The organism is Pantoea sp. X-Soil-OKNW-713 (assembly GCF_059730685.1).
On record NZ_AP035995.1, the window covers coordinates 2219025 to 2241385 of the forward strand.

Consider the following 22361-nt stretch of genomic DNA (forward strand, 5'->3'; position numbering starts at 1 on the left):
ATCTCCAGCGGAATCGTTTTTACCCAGCAGACTCTGCTGTTCAGGAATGGCGTTTTGGATAAAAAATTAGGTCTTAGCGCGCTCACCGCGCTGGTGCTCAGTTCAATGCTCGGCGCAGGGGTATTTAGCCTGCCACAAAATATGGCCGCAGTTGCCGGTCCTGCGGCATTGCTGATTGGCTGGTTAATCACCGGCGTCGGAATTCTGTTGCTCTCACTGGCGATGCTGTTTCTGACGCGTCTGCAACCGGAGCTGGATGGCGGCATCTTCGCCTATGCGCGTGCCGGATTTGGCGAGTTGATGGGCTTCTGCTCGGCGTGGGGCTACTGGCTGTGCGCAGTGATAGCCAACGTCTCCTATCTGGTGATTGTCTTTTCCGCCCTGAGTTTTTTCACTGACAGTCCGGGTCATGTGGTCTTTGGTGACGGTAACACCTGGCAGGCGATGCTCGGTGCATCGATGCTGTTGTGGCTGGTCCACGCCCTGGTGCTGCGCGGGGTGCAGACGGCAGCCAGCATCAATCTGTTGGCAACTCTGGGTAAACTGGTGCCGTTGCTGCTGTTTGTGGTGCTGGCCGTGCTGGCGTTTAACCTCGACCGTTTCCGTCTCGATTTCACTGGCGTTGCCCTGGGCAAACCGCTGTGGGAACAAGTGAAGCAGACCATGCTGATTACCTTGTGGGTATTTATCGGCGTGGAAGGTGCAGTGGTGGTGTCAGCTCGCGCCCGCCATAAGAAAGATGTCGGACGCGCTACCCTGCTGGCAGTGCTGGCGGCGCTGCTGGTGTATCTGCTGGTGACGTTGCTGTCGCTTGGCGTGGTGCCGCGTGCCGAACTGGCGCAGATGCGCAATCCCTCGATGGCGGGCTTAATGCAGCATCTGATCGGCCACTGGGGTGACGCGGTGATTGCCATCGGGTTGATTATCTCGGTGTGCGGCGCTTATCTGAGCTGGACCATTATGGCAGCCGAAGTGCCGTTCCTCGCGGCGCAGCAAGGGGCCTTCCCGCGCAGCATCGCCCGCCAGAATCGCCATAATGCGCCTGCGGCATCGCTATGGCTCACCAACGCTAGCGTTCAGGTCTGTCTGATTCTGATTGCCGTCACCGGCGCCGATTACAATACCTTGCTGACCATCGCGTCCGAGATGATCCTCGTGCCCTATCTGCTGGTTGGCCTATACCTGATCAAGGTGGTACGCGGCCAGCAGAAACCGTTATTGATGCTGACCGGCATCGGTGCCAGCCTGTATGGCATCTGGCTGCTGTACGCCTCTGGTCCACTGCATCTGCTGCTTTCGGTGGTGCTGTACGCGCCGGGCGTTTTGCTGTTTCTCTATGCGCGCCGTGGCGGCCGTGCCAGCAACGCGCTGTCACAGCTGGAACGTATCGCGATTATGATGTTGATGGCCGCGTCCCTGCCCGCCGTGTGGCAGCTGGCGAATTAATGCGGCTTGCCGGGAATGGTGACACACAGCAGGTCGCCCTGCTGTGTCAGGTTGAGCGGCTTACGGTATTCATGATGGATAGCGTCAAGCTGCTCCGCCGACAGCGGATAAGGTAACTGGATATCAAAGCGGCTGATGTGCTGCTGTTCAGCAAGGGTAATCAGGCGAGCAATGTTAATCTCGTCACTGACCTGGGTTGAAATGATTTGTAATGCTAATTCTTTCAGATGGTCATCGCTGGCCTGTAAACTGTGCGCTGATTTACGGGTGACCATGCCGAAAATTGGCAACACGCCATAGATAGCGTCGACGAAGCTCCAGCGTTTTTTACACGAGGCGGAAAGGAAATCACTGTAATTGAAGCAGATGCGGTCACTGTATCCGGCTGAAGCCAGCTCTTTATCAGACACCCTCGCACTCCTCCTGTTTTTCATTACGGTTCCGAACCTTGCGCTACAACGCGTCGGTAATAATGGCACATTTCACCGTGCGGATACCAGAGAGCAAAGGATATTTCGTGCTGTAGCATAGAGCTGAAAGGCCGAAAAAGCTATGCTGCTGTCCATACTCACCAGTCGCAGTGGATTATGAACAAGATTGTATATGTGGAAGATGAACCGGAAGTCGGCGAACTGATTGCCGCCTACCTTGGGCGTCATGATATTGACGTGATCGTGGAAACGCGCGGCGATCGCGCTGAAGCCACCATTGCCGCTGCGGATCCTGACCTGGTGATGCTGGATATCATGTTACCAGGGAAAGACGGTATGACCCTGTGTCGCGACTTACGCGCCAGCTGGCAAGGACCGATTGTGTTGCTGACCTCGCTGGATAGCGATATGAACCACATTCTGGCGCTGGAAATGGGTGCCAACGACTATATTCTCAAAACCACCCCACCCGCTGTGCTGCTGGCACGCCTGCGTCTCCATTTGCGCCAGGCGCATATCGGCCAGCCGGAAATCACGCCGGCGGTCCAAAGCTCGCAAAAAGTGTTGCGCTTTGGCTCGCTGACCATCGATGCGCTGAATCGTCAGGTCACGCTGTTTGATGAAAACATCACCCTGTCGACCGCTGATTTCGATCTGCTGTGGGAGCTGGCGAACCACGCCGGACAGATCCTCAATCGCGATGCGCTGTTACAAACCCTGCGTGGCGTCAGCTATGACGGGATGGATCGCAGCATTGATGTGGCAATTTCGCGCCTGCGCAAAAAATTGTACGACAGCGCAACCGAACCGTTTCGCATCAAAACCATCCGTAACAAAGGTTATCTGTTCGCGCCGCAGGCCTGGGATACCCGAACCGCATGAGAAAGCTTTTTATCCAGTTCTATCTGCTGCTGTTTGTCTGTTTTCTGGTGATGACCCTGCTGGTTGGGCTGGTGTACAAATTCACGGCCGAACGCGCCGGACGCCAGTCGATGAACGATTTGATGGCCAGCTCACTGTTTCTGATGCGCAGTGAGTTACGCGAGATCCCGCCGCATGACTGGAATAAAACCATTCGTAGCCTCGATCTCAACCTCTCGTTTGACCTGCACATCGAGCCAATGAGTAAATATGAACTTGATGAGCTGAATATGAAGCGATTGCGCGCGGGGGAAATCGTCGCGCTCGACGATCAATACACCTTCCTGCAACACATCCCGCGCAGCCACTATGTATTGTCGGTCGGCCCGATCCCTTATCTGTTTTATCTGCACCAGATGCGCCTGCTGGATATCGCGCTGCTGGCGTTTATCGGCATGTCGCTGGCGTTGCCGGTGTTTATCTGGATGCGCCCGCACTGGAAAGAGATGCTGCGGCTGGAAAAAGCCGCGCAGCGCTTCGGCCGCGGCGAGCTGGACGTACGTACCCATTTCGACAGCACCTCCAGCCTGTTCCGCCTCGGCGTGGCTTTCAACCAGATGGCTGATAACATCAACACGCTGGTCGCCAGCAAAAAGCAGCTGATTGACGGCATCGCCCACGAATTACGCACCCCGTTGGTACGCCTGCGTTACCGCCTGGAGATGAGCGAAAACCTCAGCGAAAGCGAGTCTGCCGCGCTTAATCGTGACATCGGGCAGCTGGAGAGCTTAATTGAAGAGTTGCTCACCTATGCACGTCTCGACCGCCCTCGGGTCGACCTGAGCCTGAAATCGTTCGATCTTGCCGAATGGCTGCGGCTGCATATTGAAGATGTACAGGCGATCAATCCGCAGGCGCAAATCGATCTCGACATTCCGCAACGTGAAAACTACGGCGTTGCCGACACCCGTTTGATGGAGCGCGTACTGGATAACCTGGTGAACAATGCGCTGCGCTACGCCCAGTCGCGGTTGCGCGTCAGCCTGTGGTTTGACGGCAGCGTTGGTTGTTTGCAGGTGGAGGATGATGGCCCCGGCATCCCGCAGGAAGAACGCGAACGCGTGTTTGAACCCTTTGTCCGACTCGATCCCAGCCGCGATCGCGCCACCGGGGGTTGTGGTCTGGGGCTGGCGATTGTCCACTCCATCGCGCTGGCGTTGCAGGGCAACGTCACCATTGAAAGCAGCCCGCTGGGCGGTGCCAGCGTTCGCTTTTGCTGGCCAGTTGACTTACCGTTGCGGGAAATCCCCTCGCGCTTAACTTAACAAGGAGTTTGCCTGTGTCCTCAGCTTATCAGGAACTTAGCCGCACTTTTCTGCGCCTGTCCCGTTTTGGTCATTTAGGTGCCATTGCTGGCGTTGATATGCAAACCACCATGCCAGCCGGAGGCAGCCGTGCCCGGGGCGAAGCGATGGCGGAACTGAGCGTGTTTATGCACGAACTGCTGACCGATAAACGCCTTGGTGGCCTGTTCGCGGCGGCGCAGCAGGAGTCGCTCAACGATGTTGAGCAGGCAAACCTGACGGAAATGCAGCGTGCCTGGCAGCAGGCTACCCTGCTGCCCGCCGCGCTGGTGGAAGCCAAGTCTCTCGCGGGTTCACGCTGTGAACATGCCTGGCGTACCCAGCGTCCGGCCAACGACTGGCAAGGTTTCTCCGCCAATCTGAAGGAAGTGGTGAAATTAAGCCGCGAAGAAGCGCAACTGCGCGCCGATGCGTCAGGTATCTCGCGCTACGATGCCCTGCTGGATGTGTTCGAACCGGGGATGACCAGCGCCCAACTCGACCAGACGTTTGGTGATTTAAAAAGCTGGCTGCCGGATCTGCTGCAAAAGGTGGTGGCAAAGCAACAGCATCAGACCACCCTCGCCCCGGTTGGTCCCTTTGCCATTGAGGCACAAAAGCAGCTCGGCCTGAGCCTGATGGCGACGCTGGGCTTCGATTTTAATCATGGCCGCCTCGACGTCAGCGCTCACCCATTTTGTGGCGGGGTACCCGAAGATGTCCGTATCACCACGCGCTACAACGAGAATGACTTCCTCAGCGCCATGATGGGGGTGATCCACGAAACCGGTCATGCCCGTTATGAGCAAAATCTGCCGCAGCAGTGGCGCGGCCAGCCGGTCGCGCTTGCGCGCTCCACGGCGATGCATGAATCGCAGAGCCTGTTTATGGAGATGCAACTTGGACGCAGCCGCGAGTTTCTCCAGCATATCCAGCCACAGGTTATTGCCCTGATGGGTGATCAACCTGCCCTGAGCAGTGAAAACTTTATTCGTCTGACCCAACGCGTGAAACCTGGTTTCATTCGCGTCGATGCCGATGAACTGAGCTATCCGGCGCATGTCATCCTGCGTTACGAAATCGAACGCGCATTGATTGAAGGCGAGATTGAAGTTGATGACATTCCGGCGCTGTGGGACGAAAAGATGCAGCAGTCGCTGGGTATCGACACCCGGGGTAATTACCGCGACGGTTGCATGCAGGATATTCACTGGACAGACGGTGCCTTTGGCTACTTCCCGACTTACACCCTGGGCGCAATGTATGCCGCTCAACTGTTCCAGGCGGTTAAACGCGCGCTTCCACAGATTAGCGAGCTGATTCAGCACGGCGAGCTGCAACCGGTGTTTGACTGGCTGCAACAAAACATCTGGCAACACGGCAGTCGTTTCCCCACCCAACAGTTACTGGTGAACGCCACCGGAGAAACCTTAAATCCGGCCTATTTCCGTCAGCATCTTGAACAACGTTACCTGACTGATTAAACTGCGCGGCGCGATTCATCGCGCCTTTTTCGCCGTATAAAAACCCGCGCGATAAATCGCGCCGCTACCTTTGTACATTCCGTTACACGCCGATACCAATCCCTCACGGAAAGAACTGTTGCGATTACATATAGTCATTTCACCGGCCCCGCAGTGGGCTACACATGAAAAAATAGTTCGAGGAATTTGCAATGAAAAAATTATTTGCGCTGGTGATCGCCGCTGCTATGGGTCTGTCTTCTGTAGCTTTCGCAGCTGAAACCACTGCTACTCCGGCTCCGGCTGCTGCTGCAACCACTACTGCTGCACCAGTTAAGCACAAAGCAACTACGCACAAACACAAGAAAGCCGCTGCTCAGAAAGCTCAGGCTGCCAAGAAGCACAAAAAAGTAGCTAAGAAAGCCCCGGCTGCACAGAAAGCTCAGGCTGCTAAAAAGCACCACAAAAAAGCAACCAAACCAGCTGCACAGAAAGCCCAGGCTGCTAAAAAGCACCACAAAAAAGCAACCAAACCGGCTGCACAGAAAGCCCAGGCTGCTAAAAAGCACCACAAAAAAGTAACTAAACCTGCTGCACAGAAAGCTCAGGCTGCTAAAAAGCACCACAAAAAAGCGACCAAAAAAGCCGCTAAATAAGGTTGCCTTCGCGCGCCCGACCTTGCATTAATGATTGAAAACACCCGGTTCTGCCGGGTGTTTGTTTACTGGAGTAGCGGAATATGGTGCGTCGCTATCGCTTCGAAATCATTTTGATTGTGGTGATCCTGTGCGGGATTGTCGCAGCCAGTTTTTTTATTTAGTCGTTGTAGCGTGCTGATTATTCCAATATTTCTCCCTTTTTTACCGCTCTCCGACTATAGTTATCGCTCAAGCGTGATGACAAAAACCTCTACTTATTCTCGCCATTGAGAGAACTATGCGCCTGGCTATCCTGTTATTTGTTGGTATTTTCAGCTTTAACCTCGCAGCACATGCCGATGATGAAGACGGGCCAAGCCCTGATGACATCAAAACCCTGTTCTTTGGCAAGGATCACCGCAAAGCGATCAGCGATGTCAGCGCTGCCCCCTGGGACGCCATTGGTCAACTGGAGACCGAAAGTGGCAACCTGTGCACCGCGACGCTGATCTCTGCCCATCTGGCGCTCACCGCCGGTCATTGCCTGCTCACCCCGCCCGGTAAGTTCGACAAACCGGTAGCGTTGCGTTTTATGGCAGGCAGCAAAGGCTGGCGTTATGAAATCCATGATATCGACGCCCGCGTCGAACCGTCGCTGGCGCGTAAGTTAAAAGCCGATGGTGAAGGCTGGATCGTCCCGCCTGACGCCGCCCCTTATGATTACGGTTTGGTGATTCTGCACAATCCACCCTCGGCGATTACCCCGATTCCCTTGTTTGATGGATCACGCGGCGATTTAACCGATGCGTTGAAAGCCACCGGTCGTAAAGTGACACAGGCGGGTTACCCGGAAGATCATCTGGATACGCTGTATTCACACAGCGATTGCCTGGTGACTGGCTGGGCGCAACGCGCGGTGTTATCGCATCAATGCGATACCCTGCCCGGCGACAGCGGTTCACCGTTGTTGCTGAAGAAAGATGATGGCTGGCAGCTGATTGCGGTACAAAGCTCGGCACCTGCCCCGGCAGATCGTTATCGTGCGGATAACCGTGCGATTGCCGTCACCTCGTTCCGGGACAAGCTGGAAGCATTAGCGCAATAGCATTGCGCTAATGCCCCGTATCGGCGCGATAAATCGTGCCGATACGAAGGTCATCCCATTTGCTCCATAGTCTGCACAATACGCTTATCCGAAATCGGATAAGGGGTGCCCAGTTGCTGGGCAAAGTAGCTGATACGTAATTCTTCCAGCATCCAGCGAATCGCCAGCACCTCTGCATCGTCCTGACGTTGCGGCGGCAGCTTGTTACGCCAGCTCTGCCACGCCTGCTCCACCGCCTGCACTTTCAACATCCGCGCCCGATCGCTGTGCGGGTCCACCGGCAGCTTCTCCAGACGGCGTTCGATGCCCTGCAAATAGCGTAAGGTATCCGCCAGCCGCTGCCAGCCATTGCCGGTGACGAAACCACGGTATACCAGGCCATTCATCTGATTTTTGATATCAGCCAACGCCAGCGCCAGCGACATATCCACCCGGCCCTTCAGGCGTTTGTTGATATTGAATACGCAGGTCAGAATCTGCTCCACCTGCTTCGCGATGGTGACCACCGTTTCATTCAGTTCGGCACGCACTTTGTCACGTAGCTGCTCGAAATTCTCCTGCTGCCACGCCGGACCACCGGCTTCACCCATCAGCTTATCCACGCCACAGGCGATGCAGTCATCAATCAGATCCAGCACTTTGCCGTACGGGTTAAAGTACAGACCGAGCTTGGCTTTGTTCGGCAGCTTCTCATGCAGATATTTGATCGGTGACGGGATATTGAGCAGCAGCAAACGCCGCTGACCGCGCCACATCATCTTTTGTTGTTCCTGTTCGCTGTCGAACAGGCGGATGGCAACGCTGTCTTTTTCATCCACCAGCGCAGGCCAGGCTTTAACCTGATAACTGCCCCGCTTCTGTTCATAGCTTTGTGGCAAATCACCAAAGCTCCAGATATGCAGGCCGCTCTGCTCCAGCCCGTCATCCGCCACTTTCGACAGGGTTTCCTGTACTTTGCCTTTCAGCGCCTGCTTCAACTGATGCAGGTCCTTGCCTTCCTGCAACTTACGGTTGTGTTCGTCAACCACGCGGAATGTCATTTTCAGGTGATCGGGCACCTGATCCCACTGCCAGGCTTCGCGGTCAATGGTGACACCGGTCATGCGGCGGAACTCACGCTCCAGCGCATCCAGCAACGGCAGCTCCAGCGCCGTAACGCGTCCAAGGAAGGCCTCAGCATAGTTCGGGGCGGGCACCAGATTACGTCGAACCGGTTTCGGTAATGACTTAATCAACGCAATCACCAGCTCGCGGCGTACGCCCGGGATCTGCCACTCAAAGCCACCTTCCTCCACCTGATTGAGTAGCGGCAGCGGAATATGCACCGTCACCCCGTCAGCATCTGCGCCCGGTTCAAACTGGTAACTGAGTTTCAGCTTCAGATTGCCCTGATGCCAGAAATTCGGGTAATCGAGTTGGCTGACCTTTTCCGCGCCATCTTTGATCAGCATCTGCTTATCAAAACTGAGCAAATCCGCGTTTTCTTTGCTGGCCTTTTTCCACCAACTGTCAAAATGGCGCGCGGAAACCACCTCGCTGCCGATACGTCGGTCGTAGAAAGCAAACAAGGTTTCATCATCAACCAGGATGTCGCGGCGGCGTGATTTATGTTCCAGGTCTTCCACTTCGCTACGCAGTTTTTGGTTGCTGCGGAAGAAGGCGTGACGGTTCTGCCAGTCCCCCTCCACCAGCGCGTGACGGATAAACAATTCACGGCTTAGCTGCGGATCAATCTGGCCGTAGTTGACCTTGCGCGCCTGTACAATCGGCAAACCGTACAGCGTCACTTTTTCACTGGCCATTACCGCGCCCTGGGCTTTTTCCCAGTGCGGTTCGCTGTAGCTGCGCTTCAGCAAGTGCTGCGCCAGTGGTTCGATCCATTCAGGATCAATGCGTGCCGCAATGCGTCCCCACAGACGGCTGGTTTCCACCAGCTCCGCCACCATGGTCCACTTGGGCGGCTTCTTAAATAGCCCGGAACCGGGGAAGATGGAGAAGCGGGCGTTGCGTGCGCCGGTAAATTCTTGTTTTTCTGCGTCTTTCTGCCCGATATGTGATAGCAAGCCCGTCAGCAACGCGCAGTGTACTTCACGATAAGGCGCAGGTTCGCTGTTGACCGGCATACCTTGTTCACGCACCACCTGACGCAACTGGGTATAAATATCCTGCCATTCACGCACACGCAGATAGTTGAGATAGTCGCTTTTACACTGGCGACGGAACTGATTGCCCGACAGCGCCTTTTGTTGTTCCTGGAGATAGTTCCACAAATTAACGAAAGCGAGAAAATCTGACTCTTTGTCAGCAAATCGCCGATGTTTTTCGTCCGATGCCTGCTGTTTCTCCACCGGACGCTCACGCGGATCCTGAATCGACAGCGCAGCGGTGATGATCATCGCTTCACGTACGCAACCAAATTTCTGCGCTTCCAGCACCATGCGCGCCAGACGCGGATCGACCGGCAGCAACGCCAGTTGCCGTCCTGATGCCGTCAGTTTGTAGTGACCATCCTCATTGACGGTGATCGCCCCCAGCTCCTCCAGCAGGCGCACCCCGTCCTGGATATTGCGCTTATCCGGTGCTTCGACAAACGGGAAGGCAGCGATATCGCCCAGCCCGAGCGCGGTCATCTGCAAAATAACCGACGCGAGGTTGGTACGCAGAATCTCCGGGTCGGTAAACTCAGGACGGCTGAGGAAATCGTCTTCTGAGTAGAGACGGATACAGATACCTTCCGAGACGCGACCGCAACGGCCTTTACGCTGGTTAGCCGATGCCTGTGAAACCGGCTCAATCGGCAGGCGCTGAACTTTGGTGCGGTAGCTGTAGCGGCTGATACGTGCCGTGCCGGGGTCGATAACGTACTTAATACCCGGCACGGTCAGTGAGGTTTCCGCCACGTTGGTCGCCAGCACGATGCGGCGTCCACTGTGCGACTGGAACACCCGGTTCTGTTCGGCATTCGACAATCGCGCGTACAGCGGCAGAATCTCGGTATGCGGCAAGTCGCGCTTCATCAGCGCATCGGCGGTATCGCGAATTTCGCGTTCACCGCTCATAAAGATCAGGATATCACCCCGACTTTCCTGTCCCAGTTCATCCACCGCATCGAAAATCGCCTGAAGCTGGTCACGATCGGTATCCTCGGCTTCTTCAACCACAGGACGATAACGCACCTCCACCGGGAAAGTGCGCCCAGAGACTTCAATCACCGGCGCATTGTGAAAATGGCGTGAAAAGCGCTGGGGATCGATGGTCGCCGAGGTGATGATCACCTTCAAATCGGGACGGCGTGGCAGCAATTCGCGCAGATAACCGAGCAGAAAATCGATGTTCAGGCTACGTTCATGCGCTTCATCGATGATGATGGTGTCATATTGCAACAACAGGCGATCCTGCTGGATTTCTGCCAGCAAAATACCGTCGGTCATCAGCTTCACCTGGGTGGTGTCGCTGACCTGATCATTAAAACGCACCTTGTAGCCGATGCAACCACCGAGTGACGTCTCCAGTTCATCCGCGATGCGGTTCGCTACGGTGCGCGCCGCCAGACGGCGGGGTTGGGTATGACCAATCAACCCTTTAACCCCACGGCCCAGCGCCAGACAAATCTTTGGTAACTGCGTGGTTTTCCCCGAACCCGTTTCACCGGCAACAATCACCACCTGATGGTCGCGAATCGCTTCAGCGATCGCCTGCTGCTTCTGGCTGACCGGCAGATTTTCCGGAAAGGTAATGCGCGGCGTAGCCGCCATACGTTGCGCCACGCGCTGCTCCGCGAGGGTGAACTCGGCGGCCAGATCGGTCGCAATCCCCTGTTGTGCTTCAGGATTTTTTACTTTTGTCGCGCCCTGGAGTCGCCGTTGTAACCGTTGGCGATCGCGTAACATCAGGTTATCAAGTCGCGTCCAGAGCGGCGCTAAAGGAGAAGTAACGGATGATGACATAGTAATGAGTTACCTGTTGTGGCAGGGCAACCGGTGCGCTGCCGGCCGAAAATCACGGCGGATTCAATCAATTAATGGACGGCATCATAGCATAATTTGCCCCTGCCGCCCTGACCGCGCGTGCGGCCTTATTCAATAAATTCGAACATGGCTCTCGAAATATTGCGCTTTTCACCGCAGGGGGATCTCCGTAGAGTGTAACGCATTGAGCGGTAAGCCTTCCGCGTAACAAACAGGAAAACACCATGAGCAAAGTATTAGTTCTGAAATCCAGCATCCTGGCCGGTTACTCTCAGTCCAACCAACTGGCTGATTTCTATGTTGAACAGGCACAGAGCAAAGGTGATACCGTCACCGTTCGTGACCTGGCCGCGAATCCGATCCCGGTTCTGGACGGTGAGCTGGTGGGTGCGCTGCGTCCGTCTGACGCACCGCTGTCTCCGCGTCAACAAGAAGCGCTGGCTCTGTCAGACGAACTGATTGCTGAACTGCAAGCTCATGACGTCGTAGTTATCGCTGCACCGATGTACAACTTCAACATCCCGACCCAGCTGAAAAACTACTTCGACCTGATTGCCCGTGCTGGCGTAACTTTCCGTTACACCGAAGCAGGCCCGGAAGGTCTGGTGAAAGGTAAACGTGCAGTGATTCTGTCCAGCCGTGGCGGCATCCATAAAGATACCCCGACTGACCTGCTGACGCCGTACGTTAAGCTGTTCCTCGGCTTCATCGGCATCACTGATGTGAACTTCGTGTTCGCAGAAGGTATCGCTTATGGTCCGGAAGTGGCGACCAAAGCGGCCAGCGATGCGAAAGACGCGATCAAAGAGATTGTTGCTGCGTAATCTTTAAAAAAGAATGCTATCTTTTTGCCGGGCCTGAGTGCCCGGTTTTTTTTTGGCTATTTGCGTAACCATTGTCCATTGATGCCCTGCACATATTCGCCAGCACCGGCACGATCCACCAGTTTTTCCCCGGCAATGCGCGCCACCTCACCGCTGGTGAGATTGTTCTGCTGCGCCACGCGTTGATATTGCTGGCTGCGTCCCTCATTGATACGTTTCACCAGCGCCAGGGTTTCGCTGTCCTGCTGACGCGCCGCAATATAACCGCTCAGGGTTTCGCCGACGCGCCCCTGCTGACGTGCCTGATCAAGCGTCAGTGCCCAGGCGGAAGGTACCAACAGCATCGCCAGCAACCACGCGATTCCTTTTTGTTTCATCGCTGCCCTCCTCAAAATAAACCGCTCTGATTTTTCAGCAGCGCTTCCACATCTTTATCGACCTTGATGTGGATTTCATGCTCGATTTTCACATTCATATTGATGGTGATTGGCTCTTTCGGCGCAGCAACTTCAATGCGCGGCACACAGCCGATCAGCGGCAGCCCGGCTGCCAGCACCAGTAATGCCCTCAGGCTCATGGTTGGGGATCCTTCTTGGATGGCAGGGTGGCGTTTTGCTCCACCCAGGATTGCAAATTATCGCCAAAGCGCAGGCTGCGCCACAGCTGGAACAGGTTTTCCTGATGACGGTAGTTAAGATTGACCGACTGCCGCCGGTTGCTGAACTGGCTGGTGCCCTTTACCTCAGATTGCAGGGTCAGATTGCCAAAGTTATCCAGATCCAGCGTGGCCCATGAGCGGGAGATCTCCATATAGCGCAGCCAGTCCATCGCCGCGCCTGCGGCAATGTTGTTTGTGGTGATGGCATCGGCCATATCTTTATCCATGCGAAACGTCAGTGGTCCCCCATTGGCAATCCAGCCTTTTTCAATCAGCCAGCGCGGATTGTTGATCCACAGCGGCAGCTCGCCATTCACCTTGCCGGACATAGCAAATTGCTTTGGTTTTATTGCGGTGATCAGGCGGCTGAGATCAATGTCACGCAGAGAAATCAGCGCCGCTTCGTGCTGCGGCAGGCGCAGTTCTGGCAGGCTGACATGGCCGCCCAGCAGGTCAAGATTGACGTTAGATAGCCGCAACGGCTGACGTTCCTGCCACGGATAATGCCCCTGTAAATCGGCGGTGATGTTCTGCAAGGCAAACTGGTTTTTTATCTCGGCAATGCGCAGAGAAACCGGCCCACGTCGTCCCAACTGCCACTGGTCGGCCTTCAGTCGAAACGGCAGCGAGAAATCGATGCCGTTGATTTCGCTATCCGGCATCCAGACGCTGCCATTTTTCACCGTCCAGTGACCACCCGCCTCGAAACCTTGATCGGTGGCGGCGGAGAAAGCCACCTGTGCCTGGAGTTGACCAGACTGAATGCGCATCTTCAAATCGCTACTGAGCAACGGCTGAAATACCGCCAGCGATTGTGCTGGCCACCAGGCCTGGCCGCGCAGACGCTCACCATCCCAGCGACCATTCACCCGCAACGGACCGATCTCACCCGCCTTAAGCTGGCCGTGCCAGATAAACTGACTGGGGTCGCTGCCTTTGGCCGCAAACTCAAGCTCTGACGGCGGCAGCCAGCCACCATAGCTGAAATGCGTCTGGCCGGATTTCAACACAAAGCCACCAGCAAAGCTGGGTTGCTGCGCATCGCGCTGCCAGCGTACCGGTGCGGTCAGGGTCAAACGCGGTTTGCTCACCTGCGCCATACCATATGCCAGTTGGTCAAATCCGGTGTCCAGCGTATCCAGGCTAATCAGGGTGTCCTGCCAACTGCCGGTCCCTTTCACATCCCATTTGGCGTTGAGCGGCTGCATCATGCCATCGCCCCAGTAGCGCCAGTTCCAGCGTCCACTGTCCGGCCAGAATTGCGTGGCGCGCCCGTCGAGGTGCAGCCGCAAACGGCCAAAGCTGGGGTCGTGGGCTTGCAGGATCGCCTGCAAACGTCCGTTAATACCCTTGCTGCTCAAGGTCACGCCCGCCAGCGGCCAGCGCGCCTCATCCACCTCCAGCGTTGACAACAATCGACCGCGCAGGCGCAACAAGGCACCCGGTTTCAACACCAGTTGCGGGTCGGTCAGCATCCCCTGCAACTCGCCGGGGATGGCGCCATATAACTGCAACCGGGCGAATTTACTTTCGCCAGTAAGCTGGAACGGCAAGGCGCTGTTATTCAGGCTGAGCGTCCCTGGCCCGACACTCAACACCAGGTTGCCTTTGCCCCCTTTGCCTTGCGTCAGCAGGTTAAATCGTCCCTGAACCTGGGTGCGATCCAGTCCCTGCTGCCAGTCGGTTAAGGTCAATGCCAGACCGCCCGACAACGGTTGATCGGGCTGCGGCCAGCGCCAGTGTCCCTGAGTAATACGAATGTGTTGTTGATCGATCTGCCACGGTAGTTGCAGCAATGGCTGATCGTCGCCCTGCTGACTCACGGTTAGCGTCCCTTGCTGCTGCTGCCAGTTCAGCGCCAGCCGCAGTGGCTGCGGCCATTGGCTCAGACTCGCATCCCCCGTTAACTCACCCGCGACCGGAAGGCCGTCGGCAAAGGTGGGCAGCGTCAGCGTACCCTGTAGATCCAGCGGTTTGGGGAGCAACGGTTGCGTTAGCGTCAACCGCGAGAGTTGCAGTTGTTGTCCTTGCAGACGGGCGTCAACGGTAAGATTCTCGCCCTGATAACGCAGTTGCTGCGCGGTTTTATCCAGGGTGAGATCAAACTGCCCGGCATATTGCTGCCACGGCAGCAACACCAGTTGGTCAAGGTGGATATCCGCGCCGGGCAGCAATGCCTGCCACTGCGCCAGCGTACGTGGCGCATCGTTCGGGGTGGTGTTTTGCGGCAGCGATTGCAGGCAGTTGCTGTCGAGTTGCACCTGGCGGGCGTGCAGTTGCCAGCGATGCTGGTGCCAACCGAGGCTGACATCGCTGACTTTCGCCAGCTCACAATCGCCCGCCAGGTAACGCACTGCCGGGAAATAGAGGCCACCCTGCTGCCAGCCTGGCGCGCCGTTCAGCTCCACGCGGGTATCTTCCGGCAGCCAGATGCCTGCCAGCCGGGGTAACCATTGCGTCACCGTCAGCAGCAGTCCCAGTAGCAGCAGTATCAGCGCCAGTAGCGCAGCAAGTGTTCGGCGAAGGCCCCGCGTCATGGCAGCTAACATTCCTGTTCCTTACAAAATCCTGACGAAGATGATGGCATGTTACGCCAGGTAAATGAAGGTTTTACCCGGTGGCAGGCGATCATTGCGCGCTGTTTCGACCAGAAAACGTTATCCTGTCCTCTGCCAACATGCCATTTTTCAGGAGCGAAACAATGAAAGTTGCGGTTTACAGTACCAAACAGTATGACCAGAAGTATCTTGAACATGTTAACGCCAGCTATGGATTCGAGCTGGTGTTCTTCGACTTTCTGCTGACGGAAACCACAGCCAAGAACGCCGTAGGCTGTGATGCGGTGTGCATCTTCGTGAATGATGATGGCGGCAAAGTGGTGCTGGAGGAGTTGGCTGCGCTGGGCGTGAAATATATCGCGCTACGCTGTGCCGGTTTTAATAACGTCGATCTGGAGGCTGCCGCCGCTCTCGGTTTGCAGGTGGTGCGTGTTCCCGCCTATTCGCCAGAAGCCGTTGCGGAACATGCAGTTGGCCTGATGATGACGCTCAACCGGCGTATCCATCGCGCTTATCAACGTACGCGTGATGCGAACTTCTCGCTGGATGGCTTAACCGGCTTCAATATGCACGGTAAAACTGCCGGGATCGTCGGCACCGGCAAGATTGGCGTGGCGGCGATGCGTATTCTGAAAGGGTTTGGTATGCGCCTGCTGGCGTTTGATCCCTATCCCAGCGCCCAGGCACTGGAATTGGGAGCCGAATATGTTGATCTCAAAACCCTGCTGTCACAATCGGATGTCATCACCCTGCACTGCCCGCTGACGCCAGAAAACCACCATCTGCTGAATGCCGCGGCCTTCAGCCAAATGAAAGATGGCGTGATGATTATCAACACCAGCCGTGGCGGCTTGATTGATTCACAGGCGGCAATCGATGCGCTGAAGCAGCAGAAAATCGGTTCACTGGGGATGGACGTGTATGAAAACGAACGCGATCTGTTCTTTGAAGATAAATCGAATGATGTGATTCAGGATGACGTGTTCCGTCGTCTCTCTGCCTGCCATAACGTGCTGTTTACCGGCCATCAGGCGTTTCTGACGGCGGAAGCATTGACCGCCATCTCCGAAACCACGTTAAACAATCTGGGGCAGCTGGAACGCGGTGAAACTTGCCCTAACCAGGTGAAAGCCTGACACCCGGCGCCTGCGTTAGCGGGCGCAGCTTCCACCGATCAGCGCCTGCTCATCGCAGCGACGGCCATTCGCCATCTGGCACATGCCGATGCGCGAACCATCTAACTGGCGTGAAAACGCCAGTGTTCCCCCGGCATTGGCACAGTTAGTTTCCGCCAATGACGACATCACCACCTGCGGTTGAATATGCGCAGCGGTCGCCTGTTGTGGCGGTTCATTATCACTATTGCTGCTGCAAGCGGAAAGTAACAGCGCAACACCGGCCAGCAGGAAGGAAGCGGCTTTCATCGATCAGGCTCCGGGCGGTTCGGGGGAAAAATTCGAACCAGCATATGTCAGGCGCAGCAAGGGGTCGAGAGGCGACACAGCTTTTTACAAAATTTTCTTTCACACTTTGCAACCAGAATTATCCTGATTACCCTTTTTTCACCTCTTATCCGCACCCGTCATGATTTAAAAAGCAGCAACCTTAGTCAGTGGTGCGGCGAGCTACTGACATCACACGGATGAGAAAGTGATGCCTGCCCGCTTTGCTAGACTGAGATAATTAACCCCGGAAACTTTATGGCAATCCGTATCGCGCGATAAAGCATGACGTAATGTTTACGGGCATTCTTAGCGAAGCAAAGGACGATTTATGATTACCGTCGACGGCAATGGCGCAGTGGCTTCTGTCGCCTTCCGCACCAGCGAAGTTATCGCCATTTATCCCATAACCCCCAGTTCAACCATGGCTGAACTAGCCGATGGCTGGTCCGGGGAAGGCCGCCGTAATATTTGGGGCGATGTGCCACGCGTGGTTGAGATGCAATCCGAAGGGGGGGCGATAGCCACCGTGCATGGCGCGTTGCAAACCGGGTCGTTATCCACCTCCTTCACCTCATCGCAGGGGTTGCTGCTGATGATCCCTAACCTGTACAAACTGGCTGGGCAATTGATGCCGTTTGTACTGCATGTCGCCGCACGCACCGTCGCCACCCATGCGTTATCCATCTTTGGCGACCACTCCGACGTGATGGCGGTGCGCCAGACCGGCTGTGCGCTGCTCTGCGCCTCCAGCGTGCAGGAAGCGCAGGATTTTGCCCTGATCGCCCAGATGGCGTCACTCAACAGCCGCATCCCGTTTATCCATTTCTTCGATGGCTTCCGTACCTCACACGAAATCAACAAAATCGTGCCGCTCAGTGACGAAACATTGCTGGCGCTGATGCCGCAGCAGGCGATTGCGCAGCATCGCGCCCGCGCCCTGACGCCGGATCACCCCACCGTTCGCGGCACCTCGGCCAACCCGGACACGTACTTCCAGTCGCGTGAAGCAACCAACCGTTGGTATGACGCCTGCACCGGACATGTCGAAAACGCGATGGCGGCATTTGCGGAACAAACCGGCCGACGCTACCAGCCCTTTGAGTTTTATGGCCATCCGCAGGCGGAACGGGTGATCGTCATGATGGGATCCGGCTGTGGCACTGCTGAAGAGGCCATTGATGAGTTGCTACAACGCGGTGAGAAAGTCGGGCTGGTCAAGGTACGTCTGTATCGACCATTCTCCGCCCGGCATCTGTTAAGCGTGTTGCCGACAACGACGCAACGTGTGGCGGTGCTGGATCGCACCAAAGAACCTGGCGCGCTGGGTGAACCGCTGTTTCTTGATGTGATGACCGCGCTGGCAGAAGCGTTTAGTCGTGGAGAACGCAGCACCCTGCCGCAGGTGTGTGGCGGGCGTTATGGCTTGTCGTCGAAAGAATTTGCTCCCGATGCGGTGCTGGCGGTGTTCCGTGCGTCGCAACGCCCACAGCCGCCTGCACGCTTCACCGTGGGGATTTATGACGATGTCACCCATCTCTCGTTGCCGCCTGAAGCCAACATTGTGCCGAATCGCGCCCATCTTGAGGCGTTGTTCTACGGGCTGGGCAGCGATGGCAGCGTCAGTGCCACCAAAAACAACCTGAAAATTATCGGCAACGCCACACCGTGGCAGGTGCAGGGCTATTTCGTTTACGACTCGAAAAAGGCAGGCGGCCTGACGGTTTCACATTTACGCGTCAGCCAGCAACCGATTCAGTCGGCCTATCTGATTCAGCAGGCCGATTTTATTGGCTGCCACCAATTACAATTTATCGACAAATATTCAATGCTCGATCAACTGAAACCAGGCGGCATTTTTCTGCTGAATACCCCTTATGCCGCCGATGAAGTGTGGCATCGCTTGCCGCAGGAGGTGCAGACGCAGCTCAACGATAAACAGGCGCGTTTTTATGTGATTAATGCAGCGCGAATTGCGCGGGAATGTCAGCTCGGCGCGCGTATCAATACCGTGATGCAGATGGCGTTCTTCCAACTGACACAAATTCTGCCAGGCGACAGCGCCCTGACCGAACTGCAAAACGCCATCGCCCGCAGTTATCGCAGCAAAGGCGAGGAGCTGGTGCAACGTAACTGGCAGGCGCTGGCAATGGCACAACAGGCGCTGGAAGCAGTGCCGTTACAGGCGCTGGATGCGAGCAGCCCACATCGCCCACCGGTGGTTGCCGACAATGCCCCCGACTTTGTTAAAACCGTCACCGCCGCCATGCTGGCCGGGCTGGGCGATAAGTTACCGGTTTCCGCCCTGCCGCCGGATGGCAGTTGGCCTACCGGCACCACGCAGTGGGAAAAGCGAAATATCGCGGAAGCGATCCCCATCTGGCAGCCCGACCTGTGTACCCAGTGCAACCATTGCGTCGCCGCCTGCCCGCATGCTGCCATTCGCGCTAAAGTCGTGGCACCGGAAGCGCTGGAGGGTGCCCCCGCCAGCCTGGCGTCGCTGGATGTCAAATCGCGTGATATGCGCGGACAAAAATACGTGTTGCAGGTCGCTCCCGAGGACTGCACCGGATGTAATCTGTGCGTCGAAGTTTGTCCTGCCAGCGACCGCCAGCACCCGGAAATCAAAGCCATCAATATGCAATCACGGCTGGAACACGTTGAAACGGAAAAAATCAATTATGACGCGTTTCTCGCCCTGCCGGAGATCACCGCAGAACAACTGGAGCGTATTGATATCCGTACCTCACAGCTGATCACCCCGCTGTTTGAATATTCGGGAGCCTGTTCCGGCTGCGGTGAAACGCCGTATATCAAGATCCTCACGCAGCTGTATGGCGATCGACTGTTGATTGCCAACGCGACAGGTTGCTCCTCCATCTACGGCGGCAATTTGCCTTCCACGCCTTACACCACCAACGCCGAAGGGCGCGGCCCGGCGTGGGCCAATTCGCTGTTCGAAGATAACGCCGAATTCGGCCTTGGCTTCCGCCTGAGTGTTGATCAGCAGCGCCAGCGTGCCCTGCGCTTGCTGGATCAGTGCGCCTCTGCGTTGCCAGCAGCGCTGGTGGCGGCCCTGAAAAGTGACAATGTCACCACTTCGCAACGTCGCGAACAGATTAGTCAGCTACGTGCTGAGCTGAAGAATGCGTCGCACGCCGCTGCTCAGGCGTTAATCTCTGCGGCCGATGCGCTGGTCGATAAATCGGTGTGGTTAATCGGCGGGGACGGCTGGGCCTACGACATCGGTTACGGCGGGCTGGATCATGTGATGAGCCTGAGCGAGAACGTCAATGTGCTGGTACTGGATACGCAATGTTATTCCAACACCGGTGGTCAGGCGTCAAAAGCCACCCCGCTCGGCGCGGTCACCAAATTTGGTGAGCAGGGAAAACGCAAGGCACGTAAAGATCTCGGCATGGCGACATTGTTGTACGGGCATGTTTATGTGGCGCAGATTTCCCTCGGCGCGCAGTTGAATCAAACCATGAAAGCGATACAGGAAGCCGAAGCCTGGCCCGGTCCCTCGCTGATCATCGCCTACAGCCCGTGCGAAGAACACGGTTATGACCTGGCGTATAGCCATGAACAGATGCGCCTGCTGACCACCAGTGGATTCTGGCCATTGTATCGTTTTGATCCGCAACGCGCGGAACAGGGAAAAGCTGCGTTGTCACTGGATTCGCGCCCACCGACTTCCGAGCTGGAGCAGGCATTGATGAATGAGCAGCGCTTCCGCCAGTTGCAAACCGAACAACCGGAAACCGCTGCGCAGTTGTGGCGGGATGCCAGCGAGGCCGCTAACCAACGTTATCAGCGGTTAGCGGAGCTGGCTGGCAAGGCGGAGAAAAGCGAGTGATAAACAAAGCCCGGCACAGATGGCCGGGCTTGATGATGATTAACAGGGCTTGAGTTGGGTGATTGCCATCTCCACCGCCCGGTTGGGGGAACCGGTTAATTCGCGGTAACGGAGTTGCAGATTTTGTAACTCCGTTGCCAACACATCTTTTTCTGTTGCCACGCCACGCTGTGCCAGTTCCAGGTAACATTGACCGACTAACCGGCACGCTTCTTCAAAAACCATATCGTAAGTTTGCATCCGCCTCTCCTCACCCTTTAGAAACTAAAGTAACTCATGCCTTCATCCTGTCAGCGTGGCGCATGCAAAATCTTCGCGCAGATCAATAAATGCACAAATAATTCGGGCAAAGAATGCTGATCTTTATTCTGAGCGGCGATTAACCGGAAAAACGCGGCTTCTCCATACGGAATCCCAGCCCGATCAGGCGACCAAACACAAAACGCAGGAACGGGAAACGGCGGATAAGGGTCGGCATCGGGCTTTTCTTACCAGGCTTGCGTTTATTGCTGCTCATTTTAATTTGCAGGAACTGGGTGGCTACCGTCGGGAACTGACGCCGCTTCTGGACTTTCGCCAGGTCACGCAGGGTGACATCTCCACTGCGCAACGGCTGCGTCAGATAATTGGCGGCGGCGACCGCATCCTGTATCGCCAGATTCACGCCAACACCGCCAATCGGCGACATGGCGTGCGCCGCATCACCGATGCAGAGTACGCCGGGTTTCATCCAACTATCGAGGCGGTCAATACGGATCGACAGCAACTTAAATTGCTGCCAGTCGTCAAGCTGAGACAGTCGTGCCACATCAAAGGGCGCGACTTGCGCAATCGCCGCCTTGAATGGCTCCAGACCCGCCGTTTGCAGCGCAGCAAACTCTCCTTTGGGGATGGTGTAGCCACATTGCCAATACTCACCCCGCTCTATAACGATAAAGTTTTGCCGTGGCCCTTTATGCCCCATGCCCCAGGTGGGATCGCCCTGCTGCTTATCCAGCCGGAACCAAACCACATCGCGCGACGCACCAAACGCCTGGCTGGTTAACCCGGCAGCGGCACGGACGGCGGAGTTGCGTCCATCAGCGCCGACCACCAGCTGCGACCGGATCTCCACCGGCCCCTGTTCGGTGATGGCGTGAATGCCACCCACGCGCCCCTGATTGTCGATGAAGCGATCAAACGTGGTGGATTGCAGCAAGGTAAATCCGGCAAAGCGCGCGCTTTGCTGTGCGAGAAAGTTGAGGAAATCCCATTGCGGCATAAAGGCGATAAAACGGTACTGGACGGGAAGGCGGGAGAAATCGGCCATCGTCACTTCCTGACCGGCGATTTCCGCCTGTAACTTTTCGGCACGCTGATGCGGCAGTTGCAGCAGTTCCTCCACCAGACCAAGCTGATGCATGATCTCCAGGGTCGAAGGATGAATGGTATCACCACGAAAATCACGCAGAAAATCGGCATGTTTTTCAATCACCACCACCCGCAGACCGGCACGCACCAGCAGATACCCCAGCATCAACCCGGCCGGACCGCCGCCAACAATGCAGCAATCGGTGTTCAGGATCGCATTCGCTTCAGGCTTCATTATCGCTCCTTGGTCAGCACCACCAGAGTTTATGATAATAATTATCATTTGTGTATAGCGATTGGTGCTGCGGGGCTTAATGTCCACTCATGACGTCATGGTCGTAATAATAAACGGCTCCCGATCCGACAGAGCCGTTTGGTATTCCTGAACTATTTTGCAATAACGGTGAAGAACCTC

General features: G+C 56.1%; 18 protein-coding genes. 10 read left to right on the forward strand and 8 right to left on the reverse strand.

The genetic code is table 11. The annotated features are described in order from the left end of the window. The first annotated feature begins 54 nt into the window (after positions 1 to 54). Entirely contained in the window at positions 55 to 1446 is a 1392-nt protein-coding gene (locus AC6I8R_RS10305) for a basic amino acid/polyamine antiporter (RefSeq protein WP_497832217.1), read from the forward strand. Here AC6I8R_RS10305 and AC6I8R_RS10310 read toward each other — a convergent pair. Next, positions 1443 to 1856, reverse strand: coding sequence for a hypothetical protein (locus tag AC6I8R_RS10310; protein ID WP_021183154.1), 414 nt, complete (start codon positions 1854 to 1856; stop codon positions 1443 to 1445). The two genes, AC6I8R_RS10305 and AC6I8R_RS10310, sit on opposite strands and share 4 nt — an antisense overlap. A 177-nt stretch (positions 1857 to 2033) precedes the next feature. On the opposite strand from AC6I8R_RS10310, the gene rstA reads away from it, so the two are divergent. From rstA to AC6I8R_RS10340, 6 genes are all read left to right on the forward strand, one after another. Further along, positions 2034 to 2759 (forward strand): two-component system response regulator RstA, encoded by a 726-nt coding sequence (rstA, locus tag AC6I8R_RS10315; RefSeq protein ID WP_021183153.1) that lies wholly within the window; start codon positions 2034 to 2036, stop codon positions 2757 to 2759. Continuing rightward, positions 2756 to 4063: a two-component system sensor histidine kinase RstB gene (gene rstB, locus AC6I8R_RS10320; RefSeq protein WP_021183152.1), complete on the forward strand. Its 1308-nt coding sequence runs from the start codon at positions 2756 to 2758 to the stop codon at positions 4061 to 4063. Before rstA ends, rstB begins: the two co-directional genes overlap by 4 nt. A 14-nt stretch (positions 4064 to 4077) precedes the next feature. Beyond that, positions 4078 to 5565 (forward strand): carboxypeptidase M32, encoded by a 1488-nt coding sequence (locus tag AC6I8R_RS10325; RefSeq protein WP_415173715.1) that lies wholly within the window; start codon positions 4078 to 4080, stop codon positions 5563 to 5565. Between the two features lie 191 nt (positions 5566 to 5756). Beyond that, positions 5757 to 6200 (forward strand): acid resistance repetitive basic protein Asr, encoded by a 444-nt coding sequence (gene asr / locus AC6I8R_RS10330; RefSeq protein WP_021183150.1) that lies wholly within the window; start codon positions 5757 to 5759, stop codon positions 6198 to 6200. Between the two features lie 83 nt (positions 6201 to 6283). Then, on the forward strand, positions 6284 to 6364 hold the full coding sequence (gene ydgU / locus AC6I8R_RS10335) for a small membrane protein YdgU (RefSeq protein WP_462982560.1): 81 nt from the start codon (positions 6284 to 6286) through the stop codon (positions 6362 to 6364). Between the two features lie 116 nt (positions 6365 to 6480). After that, complete coding sequence (locus AC6I8R_RS10340) at positions 6481 to 7287, forward strand: trypsin-like serine peptidase (RefSeq protein WP_021183149.1); 807 nt, start codon at positions 6481 to 6483, stop codon at positions 7285 to 7287. A gap of 50 nt (positions 7288 to 7337) precedes the next feature. Here the strand turns inward: AC6I8R_RS10340 and hrpA are convergent, their stop codons facing one another. Continuing rightward, positions 7338 to 11234 carry an ATP-dependent RNA helicase HrpA gene (gene hrpA, locus AC6I8R_RS10345; protein WP_497832218.1) on the reverse strand — a complete coding sequence of 1299 codons (3897 nt, stop codon included), beginning with the start codon at positions 11232 to 11234 and terminating at the stop codon, positions 7338 to 7340. A gap of 245 nt (positions 11235 to 11479) precedes the next feature. On the opposite strand from hrpA, the gene azoR reads away from it, so the two are divergent. Beyond that, positions 11480 to 12079 (forward strand): FMN-dependent NADH-azoreductase, encoded by a 600-nt coding sequence (azoR, locus tag AC6I8R_RS10350; protein WP_021183147.1) that lies wholly within the window; start codon positions 11480 to 11482, stop codon positions 12077 to 12079. Between the two features lie 56 nt (positions 12080 to 12135). Here the strand turns inward: azoR and AC6I8R_RS10355 are convergent, their stop codons facing one another. From AC6I8R_RS10355 to AC6I8R_RS10365, 3 genes are read right to left on the reverse strand one after another with little or no spacing between them, the layout of a single operon-like run. Beyond that, positions 12136 to 12456 carry a YdbL family probable chaperone protein gene (locus AC6I8R_RS10355; protein WP_021183146.1) on the reverse strand — a complete coding sequence of 107 codons (321 nt, stop codon included), beginning with the start codon at positions 12454 to 12456 and terminating at the stop codon, positions 12136 to 12138. A gap of 11 nt (positions 12457 to 12467) precedes the next feature. After that, the gene (locus AC6I8R_RS10360; protein ID WP_013509194.1) at positions 12468 to 12656 is read right to left on the reverse strand and encodes a YnbE family lipoprotein; all 189 of its coding nucleotides are present in this window, start codon (positions 12654 to 12656) and stop codon (positions 12468 to 12470) included. Further along, a complete protein-coding gene (locus AC6I8R_RS10365; RefSeq protein ID WP_497832219.1) occupies positions 12653 to 15274 on the reverse strand; it encodes a YdbH family protein in 2622 nt (873 codons plus the stop codon). The genes AC6I8R_RS10360 and AC6I8R_RS10365 overlap by 4 nt, the downstream gene beginning before the upstream one ends. 164 nt (positions 15275 to 15438) lie before the next feature. Between AC6I8R_RS10365 and AC6I8R_RS10370 the strand changes: the two genes are divergently transcribed. Continuing rightward, complete coding sequence (locus AC6I8R_RS10370) at positions 15439 to 16431, forward strand: 2-hydroxyacid dehydrogenase (protein ID WP_497832220.1); 993 nt, start codon at positions 15439 to 15441, stop codon at positions 16429 to 16431. Between the two features lie 15 nt (positions 16432 to 16446). Here AC6I8R_RS10370 and AC6I8R_RS10375 read toward each other — a convergent pair whose 3' ends face one another. Beyond that, positions 16447 to 16719: a putative hemolysin gene (locus AC6I8R_RS10375; protein WP_021183143.1), complete on the reverse strand. Its 273-nt coding sequence runs from the start codon at positions 16717 to 16719 to the stop codon at positions 16447 to 16449. Positions 16720 to 17068: 349 nt separating this feature from the next. On the opposite strand from AC6I8R_RS10375, the gene nifJ reads away from it, so the two are divergent. Continuing rightward, the gene (gene nifJ / locus AC6I8R_RS10380) at positions 17069 to 20596 is read left to right on the forward strand and encodes a pyruvate:ferredoxin (flavodoxin) oxidoreductase (protein ID WP_497832221.1); all 3528 of its coding nucleotides are present in this window, start codon (positions 17069 to 17071) and stop codon (positions 20594 to 20596) included. A gap of 39 nt (positions 20597 to 20635) precedes the next feature. Here nifJ and AC6I8R_RS10385 read toward each other — a convergent pair whose 3' ends face one another. Beyond that, positions 20636 to 20836 (reverse strand): DUF2767 family protein, encoded by a 201-nt coding sequence (locus tag AC6I8R_RS10385; protein WP_013509199.1) that lies wholly within the window; start codon positions 20834 to 20836, stop codon positions 20636 to 20638. A 139-nt stretch (positions 20837 to 20975) separates the two neighbouring features. Then, the gene (locus tag AC6I8R_RS10390; RefSeq protein WP_497832222.1) at positions 20976 to 22181 is read right to left on the reverse strand and encodes an FAD-dependent oxidoreductase; all 1206 of its coding nucleotides are present in this window, start codon (positions 22179 to 22181) and stop codon (positions 20976 to 20978) included. Between the last annotated feature and the right edge of the window lie 180 nt (positions 22182 to 22361).